The organism is Rummeliibacillus sp. NPDC094406 (assembly GCF_044763875.1).
Taxonomy (GTDB): Bacteria; Bacillota; Bacilli; order Bacillales_A; family Planococcaceae; genus Rummeliibacillus.
Genome location: NZ_JBIWGZ010000003.1, coordinates 31975 through 51991 on the forward strand (window position 1 = coordinate 31975; position 20017 = coordinate 51991).

Annotated in this window: 23 protein-coding genes and 2 riboswitches; of the genes, 11 read left to right on the forward strand and 12 right to left on the reverse strand. The window is 34.1% G+C overall.

The genetic code is table 11. From position 1 onward, the window contains the following. Positions 1–66: 66 nt before the first annotated feature. The 4 genes from ACIQ4I_RS08510 to ACIQ4I_RS08525 all read right to left on the reverse strand — a co-directional run bounded on the left by ACIQ4I_RS08510 (position 67) and on the right by ACIQ4I_RS08525 (position 5281). Positions 67–1908, reverse strand: coding sequence for an ABC transporter ATP-binding protein (locus ACIQ4I_RS08510; protein WP_403095214.1), 1842 nt, complete (start codon positions 1906–1908; stop codon positions 67–69). Beyond that, positions 1901–3664, reverse strand: a complete 1764-nt coding sequence (locus tag ACIQ4I_RS08515) for an ABC transporter ATP-binding protein (protein WP_403095217.1) — start codon at positions 3662–3664, stop codon at positions 1901–1903. The genes ACIQ4I_RS08510 and ACIQ4I_RS08515 overlap by 8 nt, the downstream gene beginning before the upstream one ends. Positions 3665–3839: 175 nt before the next feature. Then, positions 3840–4205 carry a MarR family winged helix-turn-helix transcriptional regulator gene (locus tag ACIQ4I_RS08520; protein ID WP_403095220.1) on the reverse strand — a complete coding sequence of 122 codons (366 nt, stop codon included), beginning with the start codon at positions 4203–4205 and terminating at the stop codon, positions 3840–3842. Positions 4206–4903: 698 nt separating this feature from the next. Beyond that, positions 4904–5281, reverse strand: coding sequence for an SET domain-containing protein (locus tag ACIQ4I_RS08525; protein WP_397539120.1), 378 nt, complete (start codon positions 5279–5281; stop codon positions 4904–4906). A 779-nt stretch (positions 5282–6060) separates the two neighbouring features. On the opposite strand from ACIQ4I_RS08525, the gene ACIQ4I_RS08530 reads away from it, so the two are divergent. Then, a complete protein-coding gene (locus ACIQ4I_RS08530; RefSeq protein ID WP_397539122.1) occupies positions 6061–6255 on the forward strand; it encodes a hypothetical protein in 195 nt (64 codons plus the stop codon). A 143-nt stretch (positions 6256–6398) separates the two neighbouring features. Here ACIQ4I_RS08530 and ACIQ4I_RS08535 read toward each other — a convergent pair whose 3' ends face one another. The 3 genes from ACIQ4I_RS08535 to ACIQ4I_RS08545 all read right to left on the reverse strand — a co-directional run bounded on the left by ACIQ4I_RS08535 (position 6399) and on the right by ACIQ4I_RS08545 (position 9283). Next, a complete protein-coding gene (locus ACIQ4I_RS08535; protein WP_397539123.1) occupies positions 6399–6668 on the reverse strand; it encodes a small acid-soluble spore protein Tlp in 270 nt (89 codons plus the stop codon). A 139-nt stretch (positions 6669–6807) separates the two neighbouring features. Further along, a complete protein-coding gene (gene tlp, locus ACIQ4I_RS08540; protein ID WP_403095224.1) occupies positions 6808–7044 on the reverse strand; it encodes a small acid-soluble spore protein Tlp in 237 nt (78 codons plus the stop codon). Positions 7045–7306: 262 nt separating this feature from the next. Further along, positions 7307–9283, reverse strand: a complete 1977-nt coding sequence (locus ACIQ4I_RS08545; RefSeq protein WP_403095227.1) for a methyl-accepting chemotaxis protein — start codon at positions 9281–9283, stop codon at positions 7307–7309. A gap of 492 nt (positions 9284–9775) precedes the next feature. Here ACIQ4I_RS08545 and ACIQ4I_RS08550 point away from each other — a divergent pair, with 492 nt between their 5' ends. After that, positions 9776–9949 carry a hypothetical protein gene (locus ACIQ4I_RS08550; RefSeq protein WP_403095229.1) on the forward strand — a complete coding sequence of 58 codons (174 nt, stop codon included), beginning with the start codon at positions 9776–9778 and terminating at the stop codon, positions 9947–9949. 199 nt (positions 9950–10148) lie between these two features. After that, positions 10149–10430, forward strand: a complete 282-nt coding sequence (locus ACIQ4I_RS08555) for a transporter (RefSeq protein ID WP_403095232.1) — start codon at positions 10149–10151, stop codon at positions 10428–10430. 93 nt (positions 10431–10523) lie between these two features. Here ACIQ4I_RS08555 and ACIQ4I_RS08560 read toward each other — a convergent pair whose 3' ends face one another. Beyond that, positions 10524–10766, reverse strand: a complete 243-nt coding sequence (locus ACIQ4I_RS08560; protein WP_403095234.1) for a small acid-soluble spore protein Tlp — start codon at positions 10764–10766, stop codon at positions 10524–10526. Between the two features lie 147 nt (positions 10767–10913). Here ACIQ4I_RS08560 and ACIQ4I_RS08565 point away from each other — a divergent pair, with 147 nt between their 5' ends. Beyond that, a complete protein-coding gene (locus ACIQ4I_RS08565) occupies positions 10914–11135 on the forward strand; it encodes a hypothetical protein (protein WP_403095237.1) in 222 nt (73 codons plus the stop codon). A gap of 60 nt (positions 11136–11195) precedes the next feature. On the opposite strand, the gene ACIQ4I_RS08570 is transcribed toward ACIQ4I_RS08565, so the two are convergent. Then, positions 11196–11591 carry a VOC family protein gene (locus tag ACIQ4I_RS08570; protein WP_403095239.1) on the reverse strand — a complete coding sequence of 132 codons (396 nt, stop codon included), beginning with the start codon at positions 11589–11591 and terminating at the stop codon, positions 11196–11198. Positions 11592–12003: 412 nt separating this feature from the next. On the opposite strand from ACIQ4I_RS08570, the gene ACIQ4I_RS08575 reads away from it, so the two are divergent. Next, entirely contained in the window at positions 12004–12225 is a 222-nt protein-coding gene (locus ACIQ4I_RS08575; RefSeq protein WP_403095241.1) for a hypothetical protein, read from the forward strand. A 127-nt stretch (positions 12226–12352) separates the two neighbouring features. Here the strand turns inward: ACIQ4I_RS08575 and ACIQ4I_RS08580 are convergent, their stop codons facing one another. Beyond that, positions 12353–12841: an Lrp/AsnC family transcriptional regulator gene (locus tag ACIQ4I_RS08580; RefSeq protein ID WP_403095244.1), complete on the reverse strand. Its 489-nt coding sequence runs from the start codon at positions 12839–12841 to the stop codon at positions 12353–12355. A 211-nt stretch (positions 12842–13052) separates the two neighbouring features. On the opposite strand from ACIQ4I_RS08580, the gene ACIQ4I_RS08585 reads away from it, so the two are divergent. Continuing rightward, positions 13053–13553 (forward strand): GNAT family N-acetyltransferase, encoded by a 501-nt coding sequence (locus ACIQ4I_RS08585; protein ID WP_403095246.1) that lies wholly within the window; start codon positions 13053–13055, stop codon positions 13551–13553. Positions 13554–13623: 70 nt separating this feature from the next. Here ACIQ4I_RS08585 and ACIQ4I_RS08590 read toward each other — a convergent pair whose 3' ends face one another. Both ACIQ4I_RS08590 and ACIQ4I_RS08595 read right to left on the reverse strand, forming a co-directional pair. Further along, positions 13624–14049: an HIT family protein gene (locus ACIQ4I_RS08590; RefSeq protein ID WP_403095249.1), complete on the reverse strand. Its 426-nt coding sequence runs from the start codon at positions 14047–14049 to the stop codon at positions 13624–13626. A 204-nt stretch (positions 14050–14253) separates the two neighbouring features. Further along, positions 14254–15171: a patatin-like phospholipase family protein gene (locus ACIQ4I_RS08595; RefSeq protein WP_403095252.1), complete on the reverse strand. Its 918-nt coding sequence runs from the start codon at positions 15169–15171 to the stop codon at positions 14254–14256. A 238-nt stretch (positions 15172–15409) separates the two neighbouring features. Beyond that, a riboswitch (TPP riboswitch) is annotated at positions 15410–15516 on the forward strand. A gap of 92 nt (positions 15517–15608) precedes the next feature. Further along, positions 15609–15698, forward strand: a riboswitch (TPP riboswitch). Between the two features lie 515 nt (positions 15699–16213). Here ACIQ4I_RS08595 and ACIQ4I_RS08600 point away from each other — a divergent pair. The 5 genes from ACIQ4I_RS08600 (at position 16214) to ACIQ4I_RS08620 (ending at position 19594) form a co-directional block, all read left to right on the forward strand. Next, positions 16214–16960, forward strand: coding sequence for an ABC transporter ATP-binding protein (locus tag ACIQ4I_RS08600; RefSeq protein WP_403095253.1), 747 nt, complete (start codon positions 16214–16216; stop codon positions 16958–16960). Next, entirely contained in the window at positions 16947–17717 is a 771-nt protein-coding gene (locus ACIQ4I_RS08605) for an ABC transporter permease (RefSeq protein ID WP_403095256.1), read from the forward strand. The genes ACIQ4I_RS08600 and ACIQ4I_RS08605 overlap by 14 nt, the downstream gene beginning before the upstream one ends. Before the next feature lie 26 nt (positions 17718–17743). Beyond that, positions 17744–18748: an ABC transporter substrate-binding protein gene (locus tag ACIQ4I_RS08610; RefSeq protein ID WP_403095258.1), complete on the forward strand. Its 1005-nt coding sequence runs from the start codon at positions 17744–17746 to the stop codon at positions 18746–18748. 29 nt (positions 18749–18777) lie between these two features. Further along, on the forward strand, positions 18778–19272 hold the full coding sequence (gene thiW / locus ACIQ4I_RS08615) for an energy coupling factor transporter S component ThiW (RefSeq protein ID WP_403096116.1): 495 nt from the start codon (positions 18778–18780) through the stop codon (positions 19270–19272). Between the two features lie 106 nt (positions 19273–19378). Further along, complete coding sequence (locus ACIQ4I_RS08620) at positions 19379–19594, forward strand: hypothetical protein (RefSeq protein ID WP_403095259.1); 216 nt, start codon at positions 19379–19381, stop codon at positions 19592–19594. Positions 19595–20017 lie beyond the last annotated feature (423 nt).

Here is a 20017-nt window from a genome sequence, read left to right on the forward strand (position 1 = left end):
ATCGTGTTTAATTTTCGATATTAGATACTCTAATTCCAGATCTATGCAAGAGTTCTTTCTAAATGTTTAAGAAACTTCCTCAAACTGACTGTTGTAAAGATCTGCATAGAAGCCACCTTTTGCTAATAGCTCCTCATTATTACCTGTTTCAATAATATCGCCATCTTTCATCACGAGTATTAAATCAGCATTCTTAATGGTCGATAAACGATGGGCAATCACAAAGGATGTTTTGCCAACGGTCAATTTATCCATTGCTTGTTGAATCAATAATTCCGTACGAGTATCAACGGAGCTAGTTGCTTCGTCCAAAATCAACAACGGAGCATTATCAATCATTGCACGGGCAATGGTAATTAATTGCTTTTGACCTGCTGAAAGATTTGCTTTGTCATTTAACACGGTATCATATCCATGCGGTAATGTTTGAATAAAGTGGTGCAGTCCCACTGCTTTACAAGCAGTCTCCACTTCATCATCAGTAACGTTTTCTTTTGAGAAAACAATATTTTCACGAATCGTCCCTTCGAACAGCCATGTATCCTGCAGCACCATACAGAACAAATCATGGACATTGTCACGTGTTAACTGATTAATTGGTGTGCCATCAATATAGATTTCTCCACTGTTTAGTTCGTAGAATCTCATCAGTAAATTTACGATTGTGGTTTTACCCGCACCTGTTGGACCGACAATTGCAACTTTCTGGCCCTGCTTTGCTTTTGCATTGAAGTTTTTAATAATTAATTGATCTTCATTATAGCCAAATTGGACATTTTTAAATTCCACATCGCCTTTTACATCTTGAAGCTTCACTGATTTTTCACTTTCATCTTCTAATTCTTCTTCTGCTAAAAATTCAAATACCCGTTCACTTGCAGCAGCAGTAGATTGCAAATTGTTTGCTGCCTGCGCTAATTGTGAAAGTGGCTGAGTGAACAGACGAATGTAGACCATGAAGGCAACAATGGTACCGATAGTAATCATATCGTTTGTCACAAGTACAGCACCAACTACACAGATGGCAACATAGCCAAAATTCCCAATAAACTGCATCACAGGCATCATCAAACCTGACATAAATTGAGATTTCCATGCGTTTTCGTAAAGTCTTTTATTAATGCCATGGAAAACTTCCTTGGCTTCTTTTTCACCGTTATAAACCTTCACCACATTATGACCAGCATAAACTTCTTCAATATGTCCGTTGATAAGACCCAGTTCTTTTTGCTGAGCTCCGAAATATTTTTGCGAATGTTTCATAATCAATGTCATTAATAAAAAACCAATCATTGTTGAAATTATCCCTGTTATGGCCATAATCCAATTCGTATAAAACATCATAATAATCGCTCCAATAAATGTCGCAACAGAGCTAACTAACATTCCGAGGCTATTATTTAATGTTTGGCCTATGGTATCGACGTCGTTTGTTACACGGCTTAAGACATTCCCGTAGCTCGTAGAATCAAAATACTTTAAAGGAACTTTGTTAATTTTCGAGGAAATATCTGTACGCATTTTTTTGGTAATTCGTTGTGTGACCGTAGCCATCATAAAGCCTTGGATGTAGTTAAATAAAAGGCCTGATCCATATAGTATCGCTAATAGCATTCCAACCTTTTTAACAGCATCCAGATCAATTTCCGTCATCATGCCTTTTTGAATGATGTCTGTGATTTCACTTAACTGATCAGGACCAATGACATTTAAGGCTGCGCCGGCAAAGGCTAGCACTAAGGCAATAATGATCATTGGTATATAATTGCTGCAGTAAGCCACAAGCTTTTTCATCGTTTGACTAAAATTATTCGCTTTTTCACCGGTCCCCATCCCATGCCGTCCAGGTCCACGTGCATGCTGAGACTTTTTATTATGGTCCCCAATGGTATATTCTTGTTTAGCCATGTGATAGTTCCTCCTTCGAAAGCTGTGAATACGCGATTTCCTGATAGGTCTTACAGCTTTCTAGTAATTCCTCATGGGTACCGTTTCCGACCACTTTCCCCTCTTCCAGTACGATAATTCGATCCGCATTTTTAATGGTGCCGATTCTCTGCGCCACAATTAGGGTAGTGGCATCTTTTGTTCCTTTTTTGAGTGCAGTGCGTAAGATGCGATCCGTTTTATAGTCAAGAGCTGAAAAAGAGTCATCGAAAATATAGATTTCCGGTTCTCGATAAATGGCACGGGCAATCGACAATCTTTGCTTTTGTCCACCAGATATATTCCCACCGCCTTGCGAAATATGTCCTTCATATTGTCCTTCCATTTTTTCGACAAATTCCTTACCTTGTGCAATCTCTACCGCCTGTTTAATCATATCCTCTGATGATTTCGCTTTCCCATTATCTCCATATACTACGTTGGATGCTACCGTTCCGTTGAATAAAACGGCACGTTGCGGTACATAACCGATTTTGTTATGAAGAGCTTCTTGTGTAAAGTTTTTTACGTTGACACCATCGACCAACACTTCCCCATCGGTAGCATCATAGAATCGTGGAATTAAATTGATCACACTTGTTTTTCCGCTTCCAGTTGAACCGATGAAAGCAACCGTTTCCCCTTTTCGGACTTTAAAAGTAATATTTTGCAAGATTGGTGCCTCTGCATCAGGATATTTAAAGCTTACATTTCGAAATTCTACTTCTCCGACAATGCCACTTTGGCCTTCGGTTACATTTCCGTCAATAACTTTTGACTCTGTTTCTAATACTTCCATAACCCGCTTAGCAGAGACGGCGGCTCGAGGCAACATAATGAAGATCATACTGACCATCATAAACGCCATGACCACTTGTACAGCGTAAGATGAGAAGACTACCATATTCGAAAAAACCCCAATGCGATCAGAAATATCTGCCGCATTAATTAAGTAAGCACCAATCCAATAGATGGCTACACTTAAACCCGACATAATAAAAGTCATTCCTGGACTGAAAATGGCTAATAGTCGATTGGCAAAAAGATTCGTTTTAGTTAAGTCATCGTTGGCTTTTTCAAATTTTCTTTCTTGATATCTTTCAGAATTATAGGCACGAACAACACGTAGCCCGGTTAAATTTTCACGAGTGACACGATTCAAATTATCGGTCAGACGCTGGATGCTTTGAAATTTTGGCATGACGAAAATAATAATAGTAACAAGCATGATAATCAAGGCACCAACAGCCCCGCCTGTTGCAGCCGTCCACTCCCAGCTTTTCCCTGAAATTTTGATAACGGCCCAAACGGCTAAAATGGGGGCCTTGATGATTAACTGCAGTCCCATCGCTACAATGAGTTGAATTTGGGTAATATCGTTTGTTGAACGCGTAATTAAACTGGATATTGAAAATCCATTAATTTCTTCCATGGAAAATGATAATGTTTTATTAAATACCATTCCACGAAGGCGCATTGACAATCCAGCTGCAACTTTTGCCGCAAAAAAACCAACGATAACGGCGGCCATCATACTCCCAATTGCACATAGCAGCATATATAAACCTGGAACCATAAGTTCCGAAGTCCTTGTTCCTTCTGTTTGAATCAATGTCGTAATTTCAGCCATATAATCTGGCAGCTTTAAATCAAGCCATACTTGGGTGACGATAAAGACAATACTAACTAGTACGAGTAGCCATTCATTCCTTGTTAAATATTTGAAGATTTTTAACATAATTTCTCCCCTTGTAATTGAGTTATTTGTAGCCCGAATTTTATTTTAAAGGCTGTTGATACCCAACCTATACTGAAAATATCAAAAACTCATTCTTCCATTTTGTTTATCTTATAGTGTAAGGAACTTGAGCAAAATAGATGGAGTTCCCCTGGAGCTCCATTTTCATTAATATTTAGTCGATGATCTTTTTCACAAGGCGCACAAATTCTATTGCCTCTTCCTCATCTAGCTTCTGAAGAGCCTTCACCATTCTTTCAATTCCAAGTTGATGTTTTTCAAGCACAAGCTTTCTACCTGCTTCCGTTATCAATACATTCACCCTCCGTTTATCGGAGAGATCTGTTCGGCGAATAATGAATCCTTTTTTTTCAAGACCTTTTAGGGCTGTTGCCACCCGGCCAGTACTAACAGATAAACTTTCGCTTAAATCTCCAGAGGTTACACCGTCACTTTTAAATTGTAAATAAACAAGAATCCCCATTTCCCCGCGAGTAAATTCCTGAGGTTCTTGCATCGGTATTTTAGGACATCTTGCCATGTATTCAAATAAATCCTCTGCTAACTTTTTATAATCTATGATGATTACCTCCTAATTTACCTTACACTATAAGATAATAATGTATGAATAGGTAAATGTCAAAAAATATAGGCAATCAACAATGACGGGTAAAGGTGTGTTTATGGGGATTTTTATGAGAAGAGAAATAGATATATTTATGTTAGGGTAGAAAGGAATTTTGAAAAAATGCACTTACTAACGAACAGTTATATAGTATGATTTTTGACCGTAATCATCATAAATAACGAAACAAAAATAGCCTCTTTTCTATCTTTGTTTACTTATTAACTTCAGTAAGTAAATATAGTTTTCAACGTAAACAACGATAGGACTTTACTTGGAGAGGTGGTAAGACGGGGGTTTTTGCCTCCCCCCTCGAAAAGGTGGATTAAGGGATTTTCCGAAAACAAATCCACATTTAAAAGATAATTGCCCGATTGTTGAATAACATGACTGGCGTTTTTTAAACAACTTTATTATCTCTGTACAATAAAGCTCATATAAAGTTACCACCTTAATTTTGCTTATGTTCAGTATAATTCAACAGTTAAAGATGACTCCTAAATAAAAACAAGATAGGGGTAAACAATTTGTTTACCTCTATCTTGTTTATTTTTATGAGATTGTTGAATATCGGACACTTACTTGGAAAAGTTCGGGTTTATCGCCCTATCTTTTTAGTCCTGATCAAACCACAATGGATCTTTGTCATCGACATCGCCATTATAATTGATTAGAATCTCATCTCCTGCTTTTATATCTGTGAAAGCATAAAAGTCAAATGTATGATTTCTAAAATTAATCTCATAATTTGCATTCGGTTCATAAGAATGGTTAAATAACATTCCATAACCAAGAAGGATAGCAGATCGACCTATCCCATACTCAAAAGCGTAATCTGCGAGTAGGGTTTGTTCAATGTATTGATGCTCTTCGTTTGGATAAGCAATGACAGGTGCTTCATGGAAAAGCTCCCCTTTTTTGATATCACATGTAGCAAATACCCCTCTATTAAATTCTCCATCACTTATTGGAGATGTTTTTACCTCAATCATGTTGTTCGCCTTCTCACTTTTTAAAATAGTCTTTCTAACTGTAACATTAATTTGAACATTATGCTCTCTTTATTTAGAAAAGAGACTAATTTCTCCTCCAATAGGACATTGTAGATTCAGTTTTCCATGAAAATGCTATGTCAAATAACACGATTGAAGGCGTCATATAATCGTGTAAATTTTAATCCACTGATTCAAATTAAAATCTCAAGTTCTTCGAAGATATTCCTAATTCAAGTAGTTATGTAAACCCCTTGGAATATTCTTTGACTTATTTCAGACCATTTTTTGTAAACGCTCCAAATTGACAGATTTTGATGTATAGAAATTTTGATTTGGTATTTTATATTCCCCCTTAATTTTGCAGCATTAGTTTAAAATACTTTGTTTATTTTATTCATTGGATTAATTTCATATTTCAATGATTTGATAAAAAACACGAACATTAAAAGGGCCATTATTATATACCATATCTATTAGAACGGTGTCTATTAAGCGGAAGATGGCGACTCCTGCGGGAAAGCGAGACAGGTGAGACCCCGCAGTGAAGCACGGTACGGGCTTCCGAGGAGGCTCAACGCTCGCCCGCGGAAAGCGCCATCTGGAGCGGCATACTAAGTAAACACTGAAGATGAAATATTATCCGAATTATTGAATTGTTTATTTAGAAAATATTCGTATTTTTCAACTAGAAAAGCACTTATAAAATTGACTACAGTATGTAACAGAGCATAAATTCCAATGATTTGAGCACCTTATTCTTTGGGAGGTGAACATCCATGCCAAAACAAAATGGTTATAAAGCTAAAAACAAAAAGAATCATAACAGCAATTTTAAAAGCGTAAAAGATACGAGATCTACGAATAACCCTTATAATAACCCAGATAACTTTAGAGCAGAGTTTGCTGCTGAATGGCGAGAAAATGCCATCGAAAATATCAATAAACAATCAAAGGATAAAGTTGATAAATAATTTTTTATTGAAAGCCTTAATGACAGTATGCATTAAGGCTTTTCATTTTTCTATTTTAATTGTAAATTATAGTCTCTAATTAAGTAGCATTATTTTATGAACGATTTGCAAAAGCTAAGCTGTGATGTTCATCACAGTCACAGCTACTTTTTCGATCCTCCTGTAAAACTATTTTTCCAAGCTACATTTGCAGCTTTATCTGCTATTTCCTTTTCTTTCATCATAATTTCTCTTTTACGACGTTGATTTTTTTCTTGGAGATGTTCGAGTTCTTCCTCACCTGCAAATTCCATACTGATTTCGGCTTCCCGAATATTCTTTTTTGTATTTTCAATCATACTTTGAACTCTTAACCCACTAGTTGATCTATCGTTAGAATCTGGACTATGTTGACCACGAAATTTATCTTTCATTCATTACCCTCCAAAATTTTATTTTTTCTTACCTTATTAGTTTGTTTTTCTTTGTTCACTTTATACTGTAATCAACAATGAAAAAGCTGCAACAAAAGGTATAAAGTACACTTTTATTACAACCTAATCACCATTATTTTTATTTTAGCCCTTTTTTACGAGCTTCTGCTTCGTCTTTCATTTCTGCTATGAAAGCATCGAGTGCTTTATTTCGTCGGTCATTTTTTTCTTTAATTTTTTGGGCTGCTTCTGGACCTGCAAACTCCATGCTTATTTCTGCCTCTTTAATATTCTTTTTCGTATTTTGAGCCATTTCTTGCAAACGCTCGACATTGTCTGATCTGTCATCAGGTTTTGGTGTATTTTGATTTGACATTACATAGCCTCCAAAGTCATGTATTTTAAATCACTGTTATAGTTTGTTTTTCTTTGTTTGCTTTATACGTTATTTTCATATCTTTTTTAACGGAATTAATTTTAAGGGATTTATGAAATTGATTCACTAAATGTTATAAGAATAAATGATTCTAATTTGAACAATTATTCTCTAGAAAAGCATGGTTATACCAGTGCAAAAAATAGGCTCGGTTCTAATGAACCAAGCCTATTTTTAATTGACATAAATTTGAGGAGATCTTTTAATACTTAAATTTAGAAATTAAATGTTTTAATGTTTCTGCCATAGTTGAAAGAGATTGTGCTGATGCAGAAATTTCTTCCATTGATGCTAATTGCTCCTGTGTTGATGCTGCTACTTCTTCTGAAGTTGCGGCATTTGTTTCTGCAATACTAGATAATTCTTGTGCCGTACCACTAATCTCTTGAATAGAAGCAGACATTTGTTGTGCGATTGCAGAAACGTCTTCCATTTGCGGAGTCATTTCTTTTGTACTTTGGAGTATTTGATCAAATTTCTCTATCGCTTCAGTTGATACTTGTACTCCAGTCTGAACATCCTCTGTAACTCTAGCCATGATTTGAACAGAACTCGCTGTATCTTTTTGGATTTTTTGAACGATTTCATGAATTTCTTTCGCAGATTGTTGCGATTGTTCAGCTAATTTTCGAACTTCATCAGCAACAACCGCAAATCCTTTACCCTGTTCACCAGCTCTTGCTGCTTCAATTGCCGCATTTAAAGCAAGAAGATTTGTTTGATCTGCTATTCCAGTAATTACATCTAAAATTGAACTTACTTCTTTAGACCGTTCATTTAAAGATTCAACCATTGCATTTGACTCTAATACGGATTTATGGATTGAATTCATTTGGTTAACGGTATTCGTAACAGCTATACCGCCTTCTTCTGCCTGCGTAGTTGTACGATAAGCAAGCTCTGAAACTTTCATAGAATTCTCTGCAATTCTGGTCACACCTTGAGAAACTTCGTGTAAGGATTCAGAATTCTTATTGATCCCATCTGTTTGTTTTTCTGCACTACTTGCTACTTCTTGGATAGCAGTAGCAACTTGTTCAGTCGCAGCACTTGTCTGCTCAGCACTTGCAGTTAACTCTTCTGAAGAAGCAGCGACCTGTTCGGCATTCTGATCAACTTCTTTCACTAAACCGATAAGACTTTTTTGCATTTCATGAAATGCTTGTCCTAATTGTCCAATTTCATCATTGGATTGTACATTAATTTCCTCCGTTAAATCTCCTTTACTAATGGTATTGGCATTTTCCTTTAGTTTTCTTAGAGGACTTAAAATGGATTTTATGATAAAGAAAATAACTATAGCTCCGATAATCAGAGCGATTAAGATAACTAAAAACGTTTTTAGAAAAATAGGTGCAGCTGCATCACTAATTTCTGATGAAGGTACACTTCCTGCTATTTTCCAACCCGTTAGTTTATTTGTGGTAAAATCCATTACTTTTTCTTTACCCATAAATACGTAATCAAAATTTCCTTGTTCTTTTTTATACATCTGATCATAAAAGGACTCTTTTGGTACACTTCCTGCTTTTAAAGTAGGATGTGCTATGTATTTTTTATTTTGATCCAACAGAAATGCATATCCTGTATTACCTAACTTCACTTTACCGATTAGTTCTTGTATATAACTTAAATAGATATCTACACCTACCACGCCTGATCCGTCTTTATTGATTTGAGAAATAGTGATACACCATTCTTTTGTATCGGCATCTTGATAGGGCTCTGATATTGCTAGTTCCCCTTGTTTATCCATCGTAACTTTATACCAATCATCTTCTCTTGGATCATAGTTAGCAGATATTGTTCTATCTGGTTTTTGAATTAAAGCACCCGTCTTACTACCAACATAAATATTTAGTACTTCAGGATGTAATTTTACATACTCATCAAATTGTTGGCTTAACTTATGACTATTATCTCCCTTGAACTGCTTTAAGGTAATATTATTGGCAAAATACTCTACATCATGTATTTTAGGTTTTATCAAGTTATCAATCGATTGATTTAATACATTTGTCGTTTTTGCAAATCCGTCTAACATTTCATCTTTAACTGCTTTTTTTGCAGTTGAATAGGATTGGACTCCAATGAAAATAGAAGGAATAATTAATATACATAAAAATGAAATGATTAATTTTGTTTTTAAATTTCCGATACTGCTAAAGAATTTTCGCACTAAACATCCTCTTCTCTAATTCTTCTCTTTTGATATAGAAATTTACAAATATCGAAGTAAATAATCTTGGAGTATATAATTTAAAAAGTGTAAATTTTTACTTCATAAACAAATATATAACCTATCACTTCATCATTTTTCCTCCCTAGCTCTTTATACCTAAAATATCACCTGATACTTTTTTATCATACAAAAAATTTTTCTGATGTTCAACAACATCCAACAAAGTTCTACAAAATTCAGCAAAATTTACAAAGTTTACAAATGAGAAATAAATGTCTTCAAATTGAATTTTTATTGACAAAATTTCACTGATTGAATAATTAATCTTATCAAAACAAACATTTGGCATCAGATAATTATGAACAGCAAGACCTTTTCTTTTTTGTTTACTTATACGCCACTATTCTTATCTTTTTTGCTTAAAACTAAATAGTTATTAGAATAAACCATCCGAAATTGAACACATTAATCTTTGGGAGGTGAATATCCATGACAAAAAAAACTGGTAATGATAGACATAATAATAATTTTCCAAATTCAAAAGGTAAAACCAAAGTGGACAACCCAAACAATAACAATAACTCAAAAACTGAGTTTGCTTCTGAATGGGATGCGAAAGCAGAAAAAAATCAAGCAAGTCATAACAACAATCAGTCTTGTTAAATCCTATGCCTTAATGCTATCGTGCATTAAGGCTTTTTCATTTTTAGTTATCTCGAATGTTCAAATTTCCTCTGAATAACTCCTCCTCAGAACTAGTGGCATTCAATACATATGATTTAGTTCTTCACTCTAATGTATCCCCTTCTAATTCATACAACATATATTATTGTTGAGGACCTATTAAAAGGAGTGAAATTAAATGGTTTATTACCCACCTCAAGGGCCATCTGGACAACAACCACAATCCCCTCCTCCTACATTTATTCCATCTAAACCTTCTGTATCCTATATAGTTGATTGTGTATATCAAAACACTTATGTTTGGCTCATTAATGGAGAAAGTTTCTGGTTTTATCCTACTCGTGTTGAGTATGGTGAAGTGTCTGGATATAGATGGAGTGGTGCTTTCTGGTATTATTATGGAATTGATCCAAGGTTTATTGATGCCGTTTCCTGTTATCCTACTCCAACTCTTTACTAATTGAAAAAATCCTTGTGAAATTAAATCATCACAAGGACTTCTTCTGGCTATGAAAAATGTGTTAAAAACTTTTAATTACAGCCTTATTTTTAATTATTTATAACCATTCTCACGATCTTGAGCTTCGTCATTTCTTTCCTCAACCAAGGCATTAATCGTTTGCTCACGACGTTTATTTTTTTCTTGCATTTTTTGCACTTCTTCTGGACTTGAAAATTCCATACTAATTTCTGCCTTATGGATATTTTCTTTCGTATTTTTGATCGTTTGATCGATACGTTCTACATTATTTGACCGGTCATCTGGTTTTGGAGAATTTTGTTTTTGATTTGCCATTCTCGTACCTCCTAGTTCAATTTTAAAGCACAGTTCTAGTTTGTTTTTCTTCATGCACTTTATACGTAATTGAATATCGAATTCAAAAAGTCATTAAGAATAAACATTCCATTACTGAGCACATTAAAGTCTAGGAGGTGAACATCCATGGGTAATAAAAATAGCAAAAAGACAATGAATGTACGAACTCATAACCCTTACGATCTTTACAGAAGTGTAAGCAATGACGACACCAATAGTAATAACAACAACCCTAAAAATAACCTATATGAAGAATTTTCTGCAGAATGGGATTCAAAAGCCAAAAACAAAAATAATTCAACCAACCATGACAAGACGCAACATTCTAATAAGAATACAAATAAATAATAGTCAGACTTCGATATTAAAAATTCCGTGCCTTAATGCCAATGTGCATTAAGGCTCTTTTTAAAGAAGAAGGAATTTTTCTTTGAAAGATTGACTTAATTCGCTCCATACATCAAATTTATTTCCATCTAAATCGTAGAAAACAAAATTTCTTCCAGCATGTCCTCTGTTTTCTATCTCCCCTACTTTTATTTCTCTTTCTATAAAATCCTTATGAATAGCAATTAAAGCATTTAACCCATCTACTTCAAAAGTTAATGAAAAATGTTCTTCACCGTAAATATCATAGAAATTGGCACTTTGATTTTTTTTAGATTTAACAAGAAAAATGCTTTGATTTGCAAAATTAAGAATAGCTTTATCTTCGTCTTTATAACTTAACTCTGCCCCCAATTTATTTACATACCATTCGGAGGAAAGTTCAACATTTGATACTGGAATACACGAAATTCCCACCCTTAATAATTATCCGCTCATTCTACCACCGTCCCCGTTTTAATGAATGTAACTTATCCGATTGAAGCCAATTTTCTCGATCATACTCACAAAAAATGATAGTGACCCATTCCGCTTTTAAATTAAGTTGTTCAATCCACTCCAATTACTCTTTAAACAATATTCGTTTTTTTATAGACGTATCCTTCCTTTTCTTTTCAGAACTCCGGATTGTTATTTGTTATAGGGTGTAAAGTTTACTTAGGCGATTGGGACAATGTTCAATGTTTTTGTCGTAATCATAAAATATACAAGCTGAATCTATCTTTTTGTAATTAAAATTTAAGAAATCAGATTAATAGAATTTTCAGCATCTTAAAAAACAGTTCAAATTGTTATTACATGAATGATTAAAAGAGGGAGGAGATATGAAATGTTGTTCACTGTCCATTTTATTGAAAAGAAAACCGTCGTCTTAAGTCAATTATTAAGAAGCATTCCCCTAATCGATGATCCAATAAAAATAAAAGGCCGGAAAGGAAAAGTTGTCGATGTAGAATTCGTTGATCAAAACAAAATCAATGTCTATGTGATTTTTGAAATAGTGAAGAAAAAACAGCCTTTAGCATTTGATCCTAAAAAAAGAAGAAGATAAAATAGTAGACACATTCAATTTTGGATTGCTTTTTAGAATGCATTCATACTTGAGCGTAAGGCGACTCCTGCTAGAAATCTAGGCAGATGTGCCGCCGCAATTGAACGTACGCGAAAACTGTGGAAAATCAATCGTCAGTATCTTCTCGTATAGGCAAAACTGTGGAATATTTTACTTCCCTTAGAGCTAAACTAGTTTGAATATGTGATACACCTAGCAAATTTAACTTTCTAATGAAGCTCTCTAATTCTTTGCGTCCTTTATTTGCTACCTTTAGCAGATAATCATATTCACCTGTTATACAATGACATTCTAATATTTCTGGCAAAGAAGCCAGTTCTTTCTCCAACGATTTTAGCTGCTCAGCTTGATGGATATTCGTACTGATGAAGATAAAGGTCAATAATTCATATCCAAGTTTCTCTTGGTTTAAAATAGCAACTTGCTGATCAATATAGCCTTCATTTTCTAGTCGTTTAATCCGTGCATGAATTGCTGGAGGTGACAAATTAACTCGCTTAGCGATTTCAGAATTACTTACTTGTACATCTCTTTGCAAAATATCTAATATTTGAATATCCAGATCATCCAGTATTTTACTAACTACAGATTCCATTGATTCTTACCCCCTTACAAATATTCAGAAAATTCTACGAAAAAATTTACGAAACAAAATAAAATTTAGTAAATATCATTATACACTTACTATTATTTCAAATTCATTATATCAAGCGAAATTTAATTCAAAAAATTTAAGAGAAGCATTAAAATTGTTAACAAGAAATAAACAACTTATCATAAAATTTATTTAGTGAGGGGTAATTTAAATGGACGGAAGAATAACATTTAGAGACTCAAAAATAGAAGACTTATCAAAAATCGTTGAAATCTATAATTCGACCATTGCAAGTCGAATGGTAACTGCAGATACTGAACCCGTATCCATTGAAGATCGTTTACCTTGGTTTAACGAACACAATCCTTCGAAACGACCATTATGGGTTGTAGAATATGAGGGTACTATATGCGGATGGATTAGTTTTCAATCATTCTACGGAAGACCCGCATATGACTCAACTGCTGAATTAAGTATTTATTTCAGTGAAGATTCTAGAGGAAAAGGCCTTGGTAAAATCACTTTACAACACGCGATCGAAGCTTGTCCTAAACTGAAGATCAAAAATTTATTAGGATTTATATTTGCACATAACGAACCTAGCATACGACTATTCTCAAGTTTTCAATTTGAAAAATGGGCTCATTTACCAGAAGTGGCTGAATTGGATGGTGTTAAAAGAGATTTGGTTATTCTCGGTAAAAAAGTTTGATGATTTGATAATATAGGTGTAATTCTCTAAGTAGTTCAGTTTTGAAGTAGAAAACAAAAGGTATTGGATTTTAATCCAATACCTTTATAGCTTTAATGACGTTTCTTTTTGTCTCTTCTAATTTATTTTTTTCTTCAATGTGTGTTTCTCCATCTTCTGTATAGAATTCTGCAAAGTTTTGTCCTTCATATCTTGGAACAACGTGCATATGAAAATGTGTTAATTCATCAAAAACTCCACCGTTTTGACATATAGTTATTCCATCAGGATTAAACAATTTTTTTATAGCTTTTGATATAATCTTTGATGCCTGAATTACCGAGTTTGCAATATTTTCGTCAAGTTCATCAAAGTATCGAATATGTTTTTTAGGCAAAATTAGAACGTGACCTTCGTTATAAGGTTCGTGGTCTAAGATGCAACAAACATAATCGTCTTCAAATACTACATAAACATTTTCTTTTTTATTTGCTAAATTACAACCTAAACAGTTCATTTAGGCTTCCTCCCTTTTACATGACATTAAATACAAATCACACATTTACTTTCCAAATTAAAGAAAAACTATCGTAAGTTCATTGATTTTACATTCCATTTTTTCACCTTCTCTATTTATGAATTTACGAAATTAGTAATTACATACTATTAAATTTTATCATAAATCAAAATTATCAAAAAAAGAGATTGGAAATATCCAATCTCAAGTTTCGACTATAAATTTATCTTTATTAGTAGTAGCTTCCCAACTTTTCAAAAATTGAGTCGTTCGACTTCTTCCAATTTCAATTAAATGATCTTTCGTTTCATCATCTAGATCAAATTTGGTCGCACTATAGTTTTCAACAGGAATGAAAATTATATTCTTTTCATGTATACGTGAAATATAACGTTCATCATGTGCGTTTTTCATCGTACTAAAAAGTGCTTCAAATAAATTGAGTCCATTATTAATTTTATGCGGCTCCATATTCTCTCTTGGACTACTTAACTTTAATCCGAGAACAGGACGTTCCTTATTACCACTTTCATCTTCGAATAGCCACATTGGGAAATTACTTAATACACCGCCATCGACTACAATTGATTCTCCTTGTGAGACCCTCAATTTCACAGGTTGAAAGAAAAAAGGAACACCACAGCTCATTCGAAGAGCTTGAGCAACTGAAAATGTTCCTGGATTCACCCCATACTTAATTAAATCATCTGGGAGAACCATCATTGTACCATTAGTTAAATCAGATGCAATTAGTTTCAAAGATCCAGTAGGTAAATCATCAAATGTATAAATGTTTCTATCCGAAAGCTTTTCATAAAACCATTTTTCGAGTGCTTTTCCTTGATATAGTCCCATTCTAAAATACAGATTAATCCATTTCATAAATGGAAATGGTAATACAGTTTTTGGCGGATCAAGAAATGTAGAAACATCGAGTTCATCTAACATCGTCTCAATTTCATCAACTGAATAACCTGCAGCGAGAAAAGCCGCCAATATGGCTCCTGCACTCGTGCCTGCAACACGTTCAAAGTGAATGTCGTTTTCCTCCAACACTTGAAGAGCCCCGACAAATGCAAAACCTTTAATACCTCCACCTGAAAATACACCGTCGACGAGCAAAGTATCCCCTCCTCATCTGTCTTCTTTATACTGTAAGAAATATAAGATCAAATTAGAACTTATGCAGGAATTTTTTGAAAATAACCCTTTAAATAAATTTATTTAGCAAATATAATGTTAAAACAAAGAAAGTATTATATAATTAATTCTTTTTTAGTAGAGAAATTCCTTCTTACATATTAATTTTGTGAAAAGCCTTGCATAATATAAATTACATGTTAAGCTGAATATGGAAACTAAATAACACTAGGGGTGTCCATTAACGGACTGAGACTGAACAATTGTTCTAAACCCTTTGAACCTGATCTAGTTCAAACTAGCGGAGGGAAGTGAGTCGTGTTTAATGAAATTTGTTATGCATCCCCACTCTACCTCGAGTGGGTTTTTTTATTTACAAGGCAAAAGTATTTTAATTACTAGAATAAAATTAAATAGCTTACATCTACTAGGGGCGCCTATTGGCTGAGATTGTACCCTTTGAACCTGATCTAGATCATTCTAGCGTAGGAAAGTAGTTTAGCATCGCTTGTTTGATGTTATTTACAAAACTGCTTTCTATTCTTAGAGAGCAGTTTTTTTATTTAATTGAATCAATTCCATAATGCAAAATCCCAAGAAATTATACGAACATTTATTAATATCCAATTTTGTGGAGCGAAAGACGGCACCCCCTACGAAAAAGCTTGAGCTGAAAGCCCCACAGGAATTTAGTAATTGCAATGAAAAAGTAAAAGTAGATGAAAAATCTATAATAAAAATCTTGTATTGCTAAATTTGTTGATGTGGAATTAGCGAAGACTCCTGCGGGAATGCGAGCCAGACGAGACCCCACAGCGTAGCGAGGAGGCTCGTCAGTTCGCCCGCGGAAAGCGAAGCTAATTCCACATCATGCTGCTATCAGCTTTAAACGCACCTTTAACATAGTGACGAGGAGATTGAAGCCAAGCCCGCGGAAAGCGCCGTCTGTAGCGTAACACCCAAATTTTAATATTAATAAGTAATGAATTTATGAAATTGATTCAATTTAGAAAGGAAACGAAAAATGGCACTTATTTTAAAAAATGTATCCTATAGCTTTACAAACGAAGACAAACAAAAAAAGAATGTCATCTCCAATTTGAACTTGGAAGTGCAGCAAGGTGAATTTGTTTCAATCATCGGTCAAAGCGGTACAGGAAAAAGTACAATTTTAAGACTTATTACCGGGCTTCTTCAACAAGATGAAGGGGAAATTCAGATTAATCAAAAAGACATTTCCCTAGGAGATGTCGGCTACATGCCTCAGAAAGACCTACTACTTCCTTGGCGAACCATTCTTGAAAATATAATGCTTGCTTCCGAAATTCAAAAAGACTTATATATTTCAAAAGAAGAAGCAAGAATGTGGTTGCAGCGGGTCGGATTAAGTGACTATGAAAATGCTCTCCCAAAACAATTATCTGGAGGAATGAGACAACGTGTTGCTTTTTTACGAGCACTATTAACTGGAAAAGATGTGCTACTACTCGATGAACCGTTTGGCGCTCTTGATGCGTTAACGAAAAAAGAAATGCAAGCATGGCTATTATCCATTTGGCAAGATTTAAACAAAACGATTGTATTTATTACCCATGATTTAGAAGAAGCCATTTACTTAAGCGATCACATTCTGTTATTACATCGAAATCAGGAAATAGAAGAAATACCGGTTGAATTACCAAGGCCTCGCCAACCTGAGATGATTCATTCTCAAAAGATAGTAACATTACGACAAGAATTGGAGAAGAAAATTTCAAATGAAACAGATTAAATACTTTCTGCAAACCTATAGCTTATTTTTGATTGTTTCAATTATTTTTCTTGGTATTGTCGAATGGCTTGTTCGAACTGATATCATACCAAGCTTTATCATACCCGCCCCTACTAACGTCGTGCGAATGATAATCGATAATTGGCGACCTTTACTCGTTGAACATTTAAGTGCCACCATGCTTGAATTTTCCATCGGCTTTGTCATTGCCGTTATCGGCGGTGTTATTTTAGCAGTCAGTATGTTTTTTTCAAAAACAATCGAGAAAATTGTTTATCCTGCAGTCGTCATATCTCAAATGGTTCCGATTATTGCCTTATCCCCTATTTTTGTTCTGTGGTTTGGCTATACCATTTGGAGTAAGGTTGCCGTGACAATCCTTATTTGTTTCTTCCCAATTGTCGTAGGAACTTACGATGGATTAAAGTCTTGTGATAAGGAATATATCGAATTATTACGTTCAATGGGGGCATCACGTTTTCAAATTTTTCAAAAGCTACATATTCCAATGGCTCTCCCCTCTTTTTTCTCCGGATTTAAGATGGCAATTGTTTTTGCGCTCGTTGGGGCAACCATTGGCGAATGGCTCGGAGCTAGTGAAGGCTTAGGATACTATAGTCGTAGGATGTCTGGAAACTTAAATGCAGAAGGTGTTTTTGCAGCGATCACCGTGTTAACAATCGTAGGCATTCTGTTATTTGCAATAGCTTCTTGGATTGAAAAGAAAGTAACGAATAAATGGAGTAACGCAAAATAAAGATTACTAATAGGAGATGTTAAATAATGAAAAAATGGATAAGTATTATTTTGCTAGTATCACTAGCTGTACTAATTACAGGATGTAATGGGAAAGAACAAACTACGGATGAAAATGGTAAGAAATTAGATAATCTTAGTATCATGCTAGATTGGTATCCTAACGCAGTGCATTCTGCTATTTACGTGGCACAAGAAAAAGGATATTTCAAAGATGAAGGTTTAAATGTAAAAATTGAAATGCCCGCTGATACAAATGATCCTTTAAAACTTGCTGCTACTGGAAAAGTGGATTTAGCGATTAGTTATCAAAAACAAGCCATTCTATCAAAATCAGAAGGGATACCAATCGTTTCAGTTGCAGCACTTGTTAGACATTCATTAGATACTCTAATGGTCAAAAAATCATCTGGCATTAAAACGCCTAAAGATTTAGAAGGAAAAAATGTAGGTTATTCATCAAGTGAAATAAGCGAAGAGACTGTAAAAGAAATGGTTGAAGCTGATGGAGGAGATTTTAGTAAAGTTAAAATGACGGATGTAGCCTGGGATTTAATTCCTGCAATTGCTACAGATCGTGTAGATGCTATTACAGGTGGCTATATCAATCACGAATATGTTCTGTTAAACAAAGAAGGCTACGATATGCGTGCAATCAAAAATAGTGATTATGGTGTACCAGACAATTACGAATTAGTACTCGTTACAGGACAAAAAACGTTAGATCAAAAAGAAGATGCAATCAAAAGATTTTGGAAAGCAGTCACAAAAGGCCAAGAGACAGTTAAGCAAAATCCAAAAGAAGGACTTCAAATTTTACTAGATCATGAAAACGATAGTTTCCCATTGAAAAAAGATGTAGAAACTAAAAGCCTAGAAATACTACTACCTTTAATGGAGGAAAAAGGAGTACCATTCGGCTATCAAGAAAAAGCTAGCTGGGAAAAGGCTTCAAATTGGCTATATAAAAATGGAGTTATTAAGAAACAAGTTAAACCAGATGAAGTGATGGAAAATATTGTTTCTAAATAGAAAAAGGAGGGTTTATTAAGATGCGTGAAATGAATAAAACAAAAAAGCTTACCTATACAGCGATTATCGCAGCAATTACAACGATTTCGAGTAGTTTAATTTATATTCCTTTAGGCTTCGTAAAGATATTCCCCATCCAACATTTCGCCAATATTTTATCAGCAGTACTGCTCGGACCATGGTACGCTGTATTGCAGGCATTTATTTCCTCTACACTAAGAATTATGATGGGCACAGGAACAGTATTTGCCTATCCTGGAAGTATGATAGGCGCACTACTCGCGTCCATCCTATATGCAAAAACAAAGAGAATAGAGATTGCAGGATTAGGAGAAGTCTTCGGCACTGGGGTCTTAGGTGCCATGGCCACTTACCCAATAGCTGTTTTGTTTTTAGGTCAAGAAGCAACACTATTTGGCTTAGTCCCTGCATTTGCAATTAGTTCATTTACAGGTGCACTTATGGGATATGGATTATTGAAAGTATTAAGTAAAAATCATACACTTAGTAATATTTTCAACTAATTATATAAGTCTTTCAGATTTGTTCTATATTACGAATCTATTCATAAAATGAACGTAAACAAGGTGATTCTACCTTTTAAATTTTAGAAAAAGGAGATAAGAGTTTATGTTTACTGTTCAATTTTTGGATAATAAAGAAATTGTTTTAAGTCAGCTTCTTAGAAAAGTTCCATCAGTTAACGAGGAATTAAAAATTAAAGGTCGTAAAGGCAAAATTTTTAATGTGGTTCAAGTGGATGATAATAAATTTCAAATTCATTTGATCTTTGAAAAAAAGAAAAAGCCAATAGTCTTTAATGATGTTGATAAGAAAAGAAAATAGTTTTCACTCAAAAAGTGCCGAGAAGGATTTTCTCAGCACTTCATACTGTAGACAAACTTTAGTAATCTCAAGTTTGCCTACAGTTTTTTCTATTTTCACTAGAACTAAAAAAGTAAATTACGCAATAATGAAATTACAATAAACCCTGTAATCAAACCACATATAAAAATTATCAAATTTGATCTTTTTATTTTTGAAATCATATTTGGTCACCTTTCATTAAATTATATATTTTACTTCTCTACTTCTTTTTTTATATTACATTCACATTTTTAAGGTACACTAATACTACTACAATTGTAAATTATTAACTTAATTACAACTTATATATATAAGCGGATATATTTTTTCGATAGTAATTATGATATTAAACTGAATTAATTGTTATTCAGATTTATGTAATTACGATTATGCTAACAGGAA

Bases quoted from the DNA above. Each gene is read 5' to 3' on its own strand.
- thiW (WP_403096116.1), top strand. From the start codon at position 18,778: ATGAATAAAACAAAAAAGCTTACCTATACAGCGATTATCGCAGCAATT.
- ACIQ4I_RS08590 (WP_403095249.1), bottom strand. From the start codon at position 14,049: ATGAACTGTTTAGGTTGTAATTTAGCAAATAAAAAAGAAAATGTTTAT.
- ACIQ4I_RS08510 (WP_403095214.1), bottom strand. From the start codon at position 1,908: ATGGCTAAACAAGAATATACCATTGGGGACCATAATAAAAAGTCTCAG.
- ACIQ4I_RS08525 (WP_397539120.1), bottom strand. From the start codon at position 5,281: ATGATTGAGGTAAAAACATCTCCAATAAGTGATGGAGAATTTAATAGA.
- ACIQ4I_RS08555 (WP_403095232.1), top strand. From the start codon at position 10,149: ATGGTTTATTACCCACCTCAAGGGCCATCTGGACAACAACCACAATCC.
- ACIQ4I_RS08620 (WP_403095259.1), top strand. From the start codon at position 19,379: ATGTTTACTGTTCAATTTTTGGATAATAAAGAAATTGTTTTAAGTCAG.
- ACIQ4I_RS08560 (WP_403095234.1), bottom strand. From the start codon at position 10,766: ATGGCAAATCAAAAACAAAATTCTCCAAAACCAGATGACCGGTCAAAT.
- tlp (WP_403095224.1), bottom strand. From the start codon at position 7,044: ATGTCAAATCAAAATACACCAAAACCTGATGACAGATCAGACAATGTC.
- ACIQ4I_RS08575 (WP_403095241.1), top strand. From the start codon at position 12,004: ATGTTGTTCACTGTCCATTTTATTGAAAAGAAAACCGTCGTCTTAAGT.
- ACIQ4I_RS08580 (WP_403095244.1), bottom strand. From the start codon at position 12,841: ATGGAATCTGTAGTTAGTAAAATACTGGATGATCTGGATATTCAAATA.
- ACIQ4I_RS08600 (WP_403095253.1), top strand. From the start codon at position 16,214: ATGGCACTTATTTTAAAAAATGTATCCTATAGCTTTACAAACGAAGAC.
- ACIQ4I_RS08515 (WP_403095217.1), bottom strand. From the start codon at position 3,664: ATGTTAAAAATCTTCAAATATTTAACAAGGAATGAATGGCTACTCGTA.
- ACIQ4I_RS08605 (WP_403095256.1), top strand. From the start codon at position 16,947: ATGAAACAGATTAAATACTTTCTGCAAACCTATAGCTTATTTTTGATT.
- ACIQ4I_RS08535 (WP_397539123.1), bottom strand. From the start codon at position 6,668: ATGAAAGATAAATTTCGTGGTCAACATAGTCCAGATTCTAACGATAGA.
- ACIQ4I_RS08520 (WP_403095220.1), bottom strand. From the start codon at position 4,205: ATGGCAAGATGTCCTAAAATACCGATGCAAGAACCTCAGGAATTTACT.
- ACIQ4I_RS08565 (WP_403095237.1), top strand. From the start codon at position 10,914: ATGGGTAATAAAAATAGCAAAAAGACAATGAATGTACGAACTCATAAC.
- ACIQ4I_RS08610 (WP_403095258.1), top strand. From the start codon at position 17,744: ATGAAAAAATGGATAAGTATTATTTTGCTAGTATCACTAGCTGTACTA.
- ACIQ4I_RS08550 (WP_403095229.1), top strand. From the start codon at position 9,776: ATGACAAAAAAAACTGGTAATGATAGACATAATAATAATTTTCCAAAT.
- ACIQ4I_RS08530 (WP_397539122.1), top strand. From the start codon at position 6,061: ATGCCAAAACAAAATGGTTATAAAGCTAAAAACAAAAAGAATCATAAC.
- ACIQ4I_RS08585 (WP_403095246.1), top strand. From the start codon at position 13,053: ATGGACGGAAGAATAACATTTAGAGACTCAAAAATAGAAGACTTATCA.